The sequence below is a fragment of the Flavobacterium sp. genome, assembly GCF_049318325.1.
Taxonomy (GTDB): domain Bacteria; phylum Bacteroidota; class Bacteroidia; order Flavobacteriales; family Flavobacteriaceae; genus Flavobacterium.
In genome coordinates this window covers 1-11,538 of sequence record NZ_JBMOGQ010000067.1, presented here as the reverse complement: position 1 = coordinate 11,538, position 11,538 = coordinate 1, and the positions used below count along the sequence as shown (strand labels likewise).

General features: G+C 33.5%; 9 protein-coding genes and 1 pseudogene. 6 read left to right on the top strand and 4 right to left on the bottom strand.

The window, feature by feature from the left end; all coding sequences use genetic code 11:
• A pseudogene (locus tag ACOYLP_RS07335) lies at window positions 1-307 on the bottom strand (hypothetical protein); the annotation flags it as partial.
• A gap of 148 nt (window positions 308-455) precedes the next feature.
• On the opposite strand from ACOYLP_RS07335, the gene ACOYLP_RS07330 reads away from it, so the two are divergent.
• Complete coding sequence (locus tag ACOYLP_RS07330) at window positions 456-2,780, top strand: ATP-dependent helicase (protein WP_422855532.1); 2,325 nt, start codon at window positions 456-458, stop codon at window positions 2,778-2,780.
• Window positions 2,781-2,848: 68 nt separating this feature from the next.
• Window positions 2,849-3,469 carry an L-threonylcarbamoyladenylate synthase gene (locus ACOYLP_RS07325; protein ID WP_422855531.1) on the top strand — a complete coding sequence of 207 codons (621 nt, stop codon included), beginning with the start codon at window positions 2,849-2,851 and terminating at the stop codon, window positions 3,467-3,469.
• Between the two features lie 107 nt (window positions 3,470-3,576).
• Here ACOYLP_RS07325 and ACOYLP_RS07320 read toward each other — a convergent pair whose 3' ends face one another.
• The 3 genes from ACOYLP_RS07320 to ACOYLP_RS07310 form a co-directional block, all read right to left on the bottom strand.
• Entirely contained in the window at window positions 3,577-4,413 is an 837-nt protein-coding gene (locus tag ACOYLP_RS07320) for an OmpA/MotB family protein (RefSeq protein WP_422855530.1), read from the bottom strand.
• Window positions 4,414-4,497: 84 nt separating this feature from the next.
• Window positions 4,498-5,493, bottom strand: a complete 996-nt coding sequence (locus ACOYLP_RS07315) for a glycosyltransferase family 2 protein (RefSeq protein ID WP_422855529.1) — start codon at window positions 5,491-5,493, stop codon at window positions 4,498-4,500.
• Between the two features lie 3 nt (window positions 5,494-5,496).
• Window positions 5,497-5,955 (bottom strand): type I restriction enzyme HsdR N-terminal domain-containing protein, encoded by a 459-nt coding sequence (locus ACOYLP_RS07310; protein WP_422855528.1) that lies wholly within the window; start codon window positions 5,953-5,955, stop codon window positions 5,497-5,499.
• A 46-nt stretch (window positions 5,956-6,001) separates the two neighbouring features.
• Here ACOYLP_RS07310 and holA point away from each other — a divergent pair, with 46 nt between their 5' ends.
• The 4 genes from holA to ACOYLP_RS07290 all read left to right on the top strand — a co-directional run bounded on the left by holA (window position 6,002) and on the right by ACOYLP_RS07290 (window position 11,498).
• Window positions 6,002-7,006, top strand: a complete 1,005-nt coding sequence (gene holA / locus ACOYLP_RS07305; protein WP_422855527.1) for a DNA polymerase III subunit delta — start codon at window positions 6,002-6,004, stop codon at window positions 7,004-7,006.
• A gap of 292 nt (window positions 7,007-7,298) precedes the next feature.
• Complete coding sequence (locus tag ACOYLP_RS07300) at window positions 7,299-7,481, top strand: CAL67264 family membrane protein (RefSeq protein WP_422855526.1); 183 nt, start codon at window positions 7,299-7,301, stop codon at window positions 7,479-7,481.
• A 39-nt stretch (window positions 7,482-7,520) separates the two neighbouring features.
• Window positions 7,521-9,215, top strand: a complete 1,695-nt coding sequence (gene ettA, locus ACOYLP_RS07295) for an energy-dependent translational throttle protein EttA (RefSeq protein ID WP_422855525.1) — start codon at window positions 7,521-7,523, stop codon at window positions 9,213-9,215.
• Window positions 9,216-9,293: 78 nt separating this feature from the next.
• The gene (locus ACOYLP_RS07290; RefSeq protein WP_422855524.1) at window positions 9,294-11,498 is read left to right on the top strand and encodes a response regulator; all 2,205 of its coding nucleotides are present in this window, start codon (window positions 9,294-9,296) and stop codon (window positions 11,496-11,498) included.
• Window positions 11,499-11,538 lie beyond the last annotated feature (40 nt).

Genomic DNA, 11,538 nt, shown 5'->3' with positions numbered 1-11,538 from the left:
TGTTATGCTCGTATTCTTGTTCAATATGATGAATCAAAAGGTTTTGATAATCTATTTTATTGTCGCTCAAAGGTGCTACTCTAATCAATAATTTCGCCGGATTGATGCGCTCTAAAAACAACGCCAATCGTTCATACGCCTGCAAACGTAAAGGCAAAGCCTGCTTCTGATTTTCTTTTTGCAACAACCAGCGTCTCGTATTTTGTTGGTCTTTGAAGTAATTATCAAACAAATAATACGCTACACTACCAGTTATCAGTGAAGGAACAGCATACATTAGTAATTCTAAAATTTTATCTGAATTCATGGTTGATTTGTGTCTAAAATTGTTCACAAATATAATAGAATAAATAGTAAATCTATATTGCAATTGAAGTCAACTAACATTAAATTTGTACAAAACGATTTTTAAACTCAGCAACACAGCGACTCAGTAACTTAGGTACTTTTTTAAAATGCAGCAATATATTTCCCAACTTAACGAAGCCCAACAACAACCTGTTTTTCAGAAAGACGGACCAATGATTATAATAGCTGGCGCCGGTTCAGGGAAAACCCGAGTGTTGACAGTTCGTATTTCCTATCTAATGAGTTTGGGTGTGGATTCGTTTAATATTTTGGCATTGACGTTTACCAATAAAGCTGCACGCGAAATGAAAAAGCGTATCGCTGATATTGTCGGAACTAACGAAGCCAAAAATCTTTGGATGGGAACTTTCCATTCTGTTTTTGCACGAATTTTAAGAAGCGAAGCTGATAAATTAGGATTTCCTTCTAATTTTACCATTTATGACACTCAAGATAGTGTTAGATTGATTTCGGCTATTATTAAAGAAATGCAATTGGATAAAGATATTTATAAACCTAAACAAATCTTGGGCAGAATATCATCGTATAAAAATTCATTAATTACCGTTAAAGCATACCTGAACAATCCCGAATTACAAGAGCAGGATGCCATGAGCAAAAAGCCACGTTTGGGAGAAATTTATGCCAATTATGTTGACAGATGTTTCAAAGCCGGCGCCATGGATTTTGATGATTTGTTATTAAAAACCAATGAACTTTTAAATCGTTTTCCGGATGTCTTAGCTAAATACCAAGACCGATTCCGATACATTTTGGTTGATGAGTACCAAGATACCAACCACTCACAGTATTTAATCGTTCGAGCTTTGAGTGATAGATTTCAAAATATTTGTGTCGTAGGCGATGATGCCCAAAGTATCTATGCATTTCGTGGTGCCAATATCAATAACATTCTCAATTTCCAAAAAGATTATGAAAATGTAAAAACGTATCGATTAGAACAAAATTATCGTTCTACAAAAAACATTGTTGAAGCCGCCAATTCGATAATTGATAAAAATAAAACCAAACTCGAAAAAATAGTTTGGACAGCAAATGATTTTGGTCCAAAAATCAAAGTACATCGCAGTATTACCGATGGAGAAGAAGGCAGGTTTGTAGCCGGTGAAATCTTTGAACAAAAGATGCGCAACCAAATGTTAAATGGTCAGTTTGCCATTTTGTACCGAACCAATGCACAATCTCGCGCCATGGAAGATGCATTACGTAAACGCGATATTCCGTATCGAATTTATGGAGGTTTGTCTTTTTATCAAAGAAAGGAAATAAAAGACGTATTGTGTTATTTACGATTGGTAATTAATCCAAAAGACGAAGAAGCATTAGTTCGTGTAATCAATTATCCGGCTCGTGGCATTGGAGATACCACTATCGAAAAACTTACTGTTGCCGCCAATCACTATAAACGTTCCATTTTTGAGGTGATGGAAAACATCAATAAGATTGATTTGAAATTAAACTCAGGGACCAAGCAGAAGTTGGAAGATTTTGTGACAATGATAAAGAGTTTTCAAATTATCAACGAACAGCAGGATGCCTTTGTATTAACAGAACATGTTGCCAAAAAAACAGGCTTAATTCAGGAACTCAAAAAAGACGGAACGCCCGAAGGTATTGCAAGGATTGAAAATATAGAAACCTTAATGGGTGGTATAAAAGATTTCATCGAAGGCCAAAGAGAAATTGATGGAGCGCGTGGCGCTTTATCCGAGTTTTTGGAAGACGTAGCATTGGCTACCGATTTAGATAGAGACACTGGCGATGATGACAGAGTAGCTTTGATGACGATTCACTTAGCAAAAGGTTTGGAGTTCCCGTATGTCTTTGTAGTTGGAATGGAAGAAGATTTGTTTCCGAGTGCAATGAGTTTGAATACCAGAAGCGAATTGGAAGAAGAAAGAAGGTTGTTTTATGTTGCCTTAACCCGAGCCGAACATCAGGCATATTTAACCTATGCGCAATCGCGTTACCGTTGGGGAAAATTGGTAGATAGTGAACCTTCTCGTTTTATTGAAGAAATAAAAGATGAGTATCTTGAATATATAAACCCTATGGATTCAGGTTATCGATATAAACCAACAATAGATTTGGATATTTTTGGTGATATTGATAAATCCAAATTGCGATTGGCCAAACCAACTTCAGGAACGCCTCCAAAGAAATATGGAGACGAGCCGGTTTCATCTGCGAATATTCGTAAATTAAAACCTATTGGAAATGCCCCGAGTAATTCGAATTTATTTGACAGTAAATTAACCATCGGGAATATAGTCATACACGAGCGATTTGGTAAAGGCGAAGTCGTTAGTCTAGAAGGTGCCGGTGCTGATAAAAAAGCAGAAATAAAATTTGAAGTAGGTGGAATTAAGAAGCTATTACTTCGTTTTGCGAAGTTGGATGTGGTTGGATAGGAATCAAGAATATATAACTATAAAGAGGCGAGTCTTTTATCTTTTCTCTTTCATCTATTTTCTAATTTATGGCTGAATTCATAAAAATATATGAAAACAAACCCAGCGAAGCTGCTATTAAAAAGGTAGTTGATGTTTTAAAAAGTGGTGGGTTGGTTATTTATCCAACCGATACCGTTTATGGTTTGGGTTGTGACATTACCAATACCAAAGCATTGGAACGCATTGCCAAAATCAAAGGGGTTAAGTTGGAGAAAGCTAATTTTTCTTTTGTTTGCAGCGATTTAAGTAATCTTTCAGATTATGTGAAGCAAATAGATACGCCAACTTTTAAAATATTAAAACGCGCATTACCTGGGCCTTATACTTTCATTTTGCCTGGTAATAACGATTTGCCATCAGCGTTCCGCAAAAAGAAAACGGTTGGTATTCGGGTGCCTGATAATACAATTGCATTGGACATTGTTCGAATGTTAGGAAACCCAATAGTTTCAACTTCCATTCACGATGACGATGAAGTTTTAGAGTATTCTACTGACCCGGAATTGATTTTTGAAAAATGGCAACACTTGGTTGACTTAGTAATTGATGGTGGTTATGGCGATAATGTAGGTTCAACAATAATCGATTTGTCGGGTTATGAACCAGTAGTCATTCGAGAAGGTAAAGGAGATCCGGATATATTTTAGGAATCTGTCTGAGTTTCAGTTTACAGCATTATTAAATAAAAAAAACGTCTCGATTTCTCGGGACGTATTCTCTATTATCTATTGTCTATTTTTTTTTTTCTCAGAAACTATTTTTTCTGATTCTTCATTTCTTTTTCAATCATTTCGTAGAACTCATCAATTTTTGGTAAAATTACGACACGAGTTCTTCTGTTTTTTCCTCTGTTATCCGCAGAATTGTTATCCACTAACGGAATAAATTCGCTTCTTCCAGCTGCGATTAATTGCGATGGTTTAACGCCTAAATCTTTTGTCAATACTCTAACTATAGCTGTAGAACGTTTTACACTCAAATCCCAGTTGTCAAGTAATACTGCATTTCCTGTAAAAGGCACATTGTCAGTGTGTCCTTCAATCATACACTCAAATGTTGGTCTGCTGTTGATTACTTTAGCTACTTTACCTAATACTTCTTTGGCTTTGTCACTTACTACGTAACTTCCGCTTTTGAATAATAATTTATCAGCAATAGATATGAAAACTACCCCTTTTTCTACGTTGATTTCAATGTCTGGATCAGTAATGCCAACTGAGCTTTTTAAACTGGTAACCAATGCCAAGGTAACGCTGTCTTTTTTAGTTAAAGCATCTTGAAGACGAGTTATTTTAAGATCTTTTTCTTTTAAACTTTCCAATGATTTTTCCAAGTTTTGAGCACCTTTTGTGCTTAACATTGTAATTTCTTTAGCACTGTTAATCAAATCAGAATTGTTTTGTTTTAAGTAATCGTTCTGTTTAGAAAGTGCCTCTTTTTCAGAAAGGCATAAGTTCAATTTAACAGTAGTTGAATTTAATAAGTCTTGGCATTCTTTGTTTTGAGCTTCTAAAGCGGCAATTTTTTTCTTTGTGCCACAAGAGGATAGGGTTAGGGCAAACAACGAAAGTGCTAAAATTACTTTTTTCATAAGATAGTGTAATTAAAATTTTAACAAAAGTACATATTAATTTAGATTTCAAGAGTGGTTTTAAATGATAAACTCTTGTTAAAATTATTTTTCAAATTTAGTACTGTTTTTCAGGAAGTAGCTATAAACAATGCTTTTCGAGTGATAATAATTTTCGAACTGAGTTATGTTTCTTTTTTTTAACATTTTGTTTATCAGATGATAAAAATGAAAGTGGGCTCTAATAATTGCCCAACAATGAATAAATTTTCCTTTAAAAATAAATTGAATTCCGGCAAAACCATCAAGTATGAGACGCACAAAAAGAATAGGAACCAATTTATTTGTGGGTAAATTTTTAGTAAGCATCAATAATGAGTTCCTGAAGTTCAAGAAAGTCTTCTTAGGATTGCTTTCGTTCAAGGTGGCACCACCAACATGATACACTACTGATTCTGAAGTGTATTTGGCTTTGAAGCCCAAATTAAAAGCGCGCCAACACAAATCAATCTCTTCCTGATGTGCAAAGAAATCATCGTCAAAACCATTTAGTTTTCGGTAAACTTCTTTTCGGATAAAAAAACAGGCACCGCTTGCCCAAAAGATTTCTAACTCATCATTATATTGGTTATTGTCTTTTTCAATCGTTTCAAAAATTCGACCTCTACAATATGGATATCCATATTGGTCGATAAAACCTCCAGCAGCGCCAGCGTATTCAAAATATTCTTTGTTTTTGTAGTCTAAAAGTTTTGGTTGTATGATTCCGATTTTTGCTTCAGTATCAAATATAGACAATATGGGAGTAAGCCAGTTTTTAGTAACCTCAATGTCGGAGTTTACTAATGCATAATACTCTTCTTCAACCTGTTCAAGTGCCAAATTATAACCTTTGGCAAAACCGTAATTACAATCATTTTTAATAATGGTAATTGTTGGATACTTTTCTTTTATAAAAGCTATTGAATTATCCGATGAAGCATTATCAGCCACATATATTTTTGCTTCATCAGAATAGGTCATTACTGAAGGTAAAAATTGTTCTAGCAATTTTGCTCCATTCCAATTCAGTATGACTACAGCTATTCTCTTGTCTATCATCAATTATCTCTTGGTCTCTTGTCTAAAACTAGGTAATTCTTCGAGAAAAATATACTTTTCATTCTCAAAGTCCATTTGACAAAAGTAATGATTTAGTCCGTTGGTTACCATAAGGTATTGTGCTTTCAATTTTAGATTGTAACGTGCAATTTGATTAAAGGTTTCCTGAGTTATTTTCACTTCCGGTGCTTTGCATTCTATTAATAAAAAAAATTCGCCATTAGGATGAAAAACCACTATGTCATAGCGTTTGTTAATATCATTTACTTTAACTAACTTCTCAACATTTATATACGATTTAGGATAATTTTTCTCTTCAAGTAAAAATTGAACGGTGTGTTGTCTAACCCATTCTTCGGGTGTAAGAATGATAAACTTTTTCCTGATTTCATCAAAAATCGACACTTTATTTTCACTATTTTTGAAGCGAAAGTTATAGGAGGGAAAGTTGAGGTTTTGCATTCAACAAATCTATTATCAAATAAACGAATAACCAAATAAACTTATTTTGGACGAAGTAGTAAAAATAATTAACGAAATCAAAGCTGGGAATATAAAACCTATTTATTTTCTGATGGGGGAAGAGCCCTATTATATTGATAAAATCACTGAATATTTGGAAAATAACCTTTTAACCGAAGATGAAAAGGGATTTAACCAAATGGTGGTTTATGGTCGCGATACTACTATTGATGATATTGTAGCAAATGCTAAACGCTACCCTATGATGGCAGAACGCCAAGTGATCATTGTAAAAGAAGCACAGGAATTATCTAGAACGATTGACCAATTGGAAAAATATGCCGAAAACCCACAACATACAACGGTTTTGGTTTTTGCTTACAAATACAAAACCCTTGACAAACGCAAGAAAGTAACTAAAATGCTCGAAAAAAATGGTTTGGTTTACGAGAGCAAAAAGATGTACGACAATAAAGTAGGCGAGTGGATTAAACGCGTTTTGCATGGAAGAGGTTATGGAATTGAGCCTAAAGCCATGGCGATGCTAGTTGAATTTTTAGGAAACGATTTGAGCCGGATTGCTAACGAATTGAACAAATTGGAAATTATTTTACCAAAAGGAAGTACCATTACACCTCATCATATTGAAGAAAATATCGGATTTAGTAAAGATTTCAATGTGTTTGAATTTAGAAAAGCTATTGGTGAAAAAAACCAATCTAAAGCGTATCAGATTGCTAATTATTTTGCCCAAAATCAGAAAGATAATCCTATTGTTATAACTAACGGATTGGTTTTTAGTTTCTTTTCTGCTTTACTTCAATACCATGGCTTAAAAGATAAGTCTCCTAACAATACTGCTAAAATATTAAAGGTTAGTCCTTATTTTGTTAACGATTATATAGCAGCAGCACATAATTATCCAATGAAAAAAGTTAGTGCCATAGTTGGAAAGCTTCGCGATATTGATGTAAAAAGCAAAGGTGTTGGTGCAAATGGGTTACCTCAAGGTGATTTACTGAAGGAAATGTTGGTGAGTATTTTTAATTAATTTCTATCTTTTTAAGAATCAATAAATATTAAATAAAAATCATTCCCCAATTCTATTAACGGAGCTAATTATTAAAGCTCAAGATACTTACATCCATTGTGCTGAGCTTATTGATATTAATGATTATTGAAAAGACTTGATGGGAAATCCTGCGTCTAAAGAAGGAGTTGTTTATTAAGTAAATGAAAAGCTTTTTCTACTTTTTCTAATCCCTTTTGCCTTTTCTCTTATACCTTTCAAAACTCACTTATTTTACTTAAATTTGCTCTCCAAAAATTAAATACCGCAAAACATGGGAATGAATAAAAATACCGTCTTAGGATGGGCAACCTTAATAATGATTATCATGGGATTTATTCTAATAGGGTTAGGGATTTATCGCTATGCCGATATTGCGGGCTGGGGGTTTGGATCTGTTGGTGTTGGATTCTTAGCCAACGCATGGGTTTTCAGTTCCCTAAAAGGGCGACTATAATTAAATCAAACAATTCATTAATCTAACAATAAAAAACAAATGTCAGACGATAAGAAAGTAATTTTCTCAATGCAACGATTGAGTAAATCATACCAAGGAAGCGATAAACAAGTTTTAAAGAATATTTATTTAAGTTTCTTTTATGGTGCAAAGATTGGAATCCTAGGATTAAATGGTTCTGGTAAATCATCCTTATTAAAGATCATCGCCGGAGTCGATAAAAATTATCAAGGTGATGTGGTTTTCCAACCTGGTTATACGGTTGGTTACTTAGAACAAGAACCAAAACTAGATGAAACCAAAACAGTTTTAGAAATCGTAAAAGAAGGAGTTGCCGAAAAAATGGCACTTTTGGATGAATTCAATAAGATAAATGATATGTTTGGCTTGCCAGAAGTGTATGAGGATGCAGACAAAATGGATAAACTCATGGACCGTCAAGCAGAGTTACAGGACAGAATAGATGCATGTGGAGCATGGGAAATTGATAATAAATTAGAAGTTGCCATGGACGCTCTTCGCACTCCTGACGGTGATATGCCAATTAGTGTTTTATCAGGTGGCGAAAAACGTAGAGTTGCGCTTTGCCGTTTGTTGTTGCAAAATCCGGATGTACTTTTACTCGATGAGCCAACCAACCACCTGGATGCGGAAAGTGTTCTTTGGTTAGAGCAACATTTAGCACAATATGCTGGAACCGTTATTGCCGTAACGCACGATAGATATTTCTTGGACAATGTTGCCGGCTGGATTTTGGAATTGGATAGAGGCGAAGGTATTCCGTGGAAAGGAAACTATTCTTCTTGGCTTGACCAAAAGTCAAAACGTATGGAGCTAGAAGAAAAAGTGGCTTCAAAACGTAGAAAAACGTTAGAACGTGAGTTGGATTGGGTGCGACAAGGAGCTAAAGGACGTCAGACAAAACAAAAAGCACGTTTGCAAAACTATGATAAACTCTTAAACGAAGACCAAAAAGAACTAGATGAAAAATTAGAAATCTATATCCCGAATGGACCACGATTAGGAACTAATGTAATTGAAGCTAAAAACGTTGCAAAGGCTTTTGGTGACAAATTATTATATGATAACTTAAACTTTACTTTACCACAAGCTGGAATTGTTGGCATCATCGGGCCTAACGGTGCCGGTAAATCGACAATCTTCCGAATGATTATGGGAGAAGAAAAAACAGATTCTGGTCAATTTAGCGTTGGTGACACAGTTAAAATTGCTTACGTTGATCAATCACATTCCAATATAGATCCAAATAAATCTATCTGGGAAAATTTCTGCGACGGACAAGAATTAATTATGATGGGCGGAAGACAAGTAAACTCAAGAGCTTATTTATCTCGTTTTAATTTTGGTGGAAGTGACCAAAACAAAAAAGTTGCTGCTTTATCTGGGGGAGAACGTAATCGCTTGCATTTAGCTATGACCTTGAAAGAAGAAGGAAACGTATTGTTACTTGATGAGCCAACGAATGATTTGGATATTAATACACTTCGTGCTTTGGAAGAAGGATTAGAAAACTTCGCTGGTTGTGCAGTAGTAATTAGTCACGATAGATGGTTCTTGGACAGAATTTGTACTCACATTTTAGCTTTTGAAGGAAACTCTGATGTATACTATTTTGAAGGTGGATTCTCTGAGTATGAAGAAAACAAAAAGAAACGTTTGGGTGCGGATGTATCTCCAAAACGAATAAAATATCGCAAATTGATTAGAAATTAGTCTATTACTAATAAAATCCCGAGTAATCGGGATTTTTTTTTGAATAAAAATTTTATATTTGAGCGATTAACCAAGCTTATGATTAAAGTCAAATACATCAGATTACTTTTATTTTTTCTTTTCTCTTATACCAATTTGGTTCCACAAGATTATAATAAGGAGAAAACTGAAATAAAAAGATTGCTTGATCAAGCTATTTCTGATTTTAATAATGCGCAATATGACAAGGCATTAGAATCTTCAAAACAAGCTTTGATTAACTCTTTTGGTATAAATGACGACTCATATACAGCACAATCCTACAATACGCTCGGAGTTATTTATAATGAATGCTCCGATTCAAAAAAAGCTATTGAATTTTACTTTAAAGCACTTTCTTATGCCAAAAAAACCAATAAAGTTAAACTCTTAAATTGGATATACGGAAATATAGGAAATGTTTATTATTACAACTTAAATGATGTTCCAAAAGGATTAAATTATTATAAAAAGGCATTATACTATGCTGAAAAAATCAAAGACAGTACTGATATTATTAATACAAAAATTAATATTGTCAGTGCTTACTATGCGATTAATAAATATGACGAAGGAAATCTTTATTTAAAAGATATTCAGGAACATGTACAAAAATATGGTAACAAGGAAAATAAAATGATGTTGGCGTCTTTACTTGGTAGTTACGCAACAAATCATAATAAAAAAGCCGAAGCGGAACAATATTTTGCTAAAGCTCAGAAAATAGCTAAGGAGATTCGATACGACTCGTACTTAATTAGTATTTATGATAACTTAGTTCACCATTACAAACGCTATCAAGAACCTGAAAAAGCAAAAAAGTATAATGAAAAATCAGATTCACTAAGCAAAGTTGTTTATTCAGAAGATAAGTTGAATAAACTGCAAAAAGCAGCTTTGCAAATTGAGCTAGACGAATACAAAAACCAATTGGAACGAATTGAACTAGTAAACGAAAAGCATCAGCAAAGTAAAAAAGATTATAACTTAATTGTGTTACTATTTATTGTTATCATGATAATTTTATTGTTATTATTATTGACTTTATATAAAAACGTAAAAATTAGAGAACAAGCTAATCATGAATTAGAATTGGTTAATGAAGCTTTAATAGCGGCTAAAGAAAAAGCAGAAGAAGCCTCTCAACTTAAATCACAATTTGTTTCTACTATTACTCATGAATTGAGAACACCTTTGTATGGAGTTATTGGAATTACCAATATAATTTTAGACGAACATAAAGAATTGTTCAATAGTCCACATTTAAAATCCTTAAAGTTCTCTGCTAAATACCTGCTATCTTTGGTTAATGATATTCTTCAAATCAATAAAATAGAGGAAAAACGAATAGTGTTGGAAAGTCTTATTTTCAACTTGACAGATGAAATCACTTTGATAAAAAATTCTGTCGAGTACATCGCTGACAAAAACAATGATGTATTAACTGTTGAAATTGATACAGCCATACCTGAATTTTTGATTGGTGATAAACTTCGGTTATCTCAAATTATTATGAACTTGGTAAGCAATGCTTTGAAGTTTACCAAGAACGGAGAAGTTGCTATTTTTGCCGATTTGAAATATGTAGAGGACAAAACGTATTTTATTGAATTTAAAGTTAAAGACACAGGAATTGGGATTGCAAAAGAAGATCAAGAAAAAATCTTCGAAAAGTTTGTTCAGATAGAAAGAAAAGAAGAAGATTATCAAGGCACAGGTTTAGGATTATCTATTGTTTCAAGTTTGATAAAATTATTCAATAGTGAAATTGATATAGTTAGTGAAGAAAATGTTGGAACTACTTTTTCATTCACAATCGGATTTGAATTTGATCAAGAAAAATCAAAACAAATTATAAATAATATAGAGGTTGATTTATCGACTAGCCAATTATATAACATATTGGTTGTTGAAGACAATAAAATTAATCAGGTTGTAACCAAAAAAATGATTGAGGTAAGTAATATGAGTTGCACTATTGTTGATGATGGTTTTGCTGCTTTGGTTGCTTTGGAACGCGAATCGTTTGATTTAGTATTAATGGATATCAATATGCCATTAATTAACGGTTTTGATACTTCACGGAAAATAAGAGAAAAAGGAATTACTATTCCCATTATTGCCCTGACTGCTTTTGACAAACAAGAAGTAGCGGAACAAGCAATTTCTGCTGGAATGAATGATGTTTTGATGAAACCTTTCGAACCTTCAATGTTATTTCAGGTCATTCAAAATCAAGTTAATAAAAGAGAAAACGCTAATTAATACCAGCGTTTTTTATTCTTCTTTGAAGCTTCCGATTTTC

What these genes read in the sequence shown, in the direction of transcription:
- ACOYLP_RS07300 (WP_422855526.1), top strand. Translation starts at nt 7,299, where the DNA reads ATGGGAATGAATAAAAATACCGTCTTAGGATGGGCAACCTTAATAATG.
- ACOYLP_RS07325 (WP_422855531.1), top strand. Translation starts at nt 2,849, where the DNA reads ATGGCTGAATTCATAAAAATATATGAAAACAAACCCAGCGAAGCTGCT.
- ACOYLP_RS07310 (WP_422855528.1), bottom strand. Translation starts at nt 5,955, where the DNA reads ATGCAAAACCTCAACTTTCCCTCCTATAACTTTCGCTTCAAAAATAGT.
- ACOYLP_RS07290 (WP_422855524.1), top strand. Translation starts at nt 9,294, where the DNA reads ATGATTAAAGTCAAATACATCAGATTACTTTTATTTTTTCTTTTCTCT.
- ettA (WP_422855525.1), top strand. Translation starts at nt 7,521, where the DNA reads ATGTCAGACGATAAGAAAGTAATTTTCTCAATGCAACGATTGAGTAAA.
- ACOYLP_RS07315 (WP_422855529.1), bottom strand. Translation starts at nt 5,493, where the DNA reads ATGATAGACAAGAGAATAGCTGTAGTCATACTGAATTGGAATGGAGCA.
- ACOYLP_RS07320 (WP_422855530.1), bottom strand. Translation starts at nt 4,413, where the DNA reads ATGAAAAAAGTAATTTTAGCACTTTCGTTGTTTGCCCTAACCCTATCC.
- ACOYLP_RS07330 (WP_422855532.1), top strand. Translation starts at nt 456, where the DNA reads ATGCAGCAATATATTTCCCAACTTAACGAAGCCCAACAACAACCTGTT.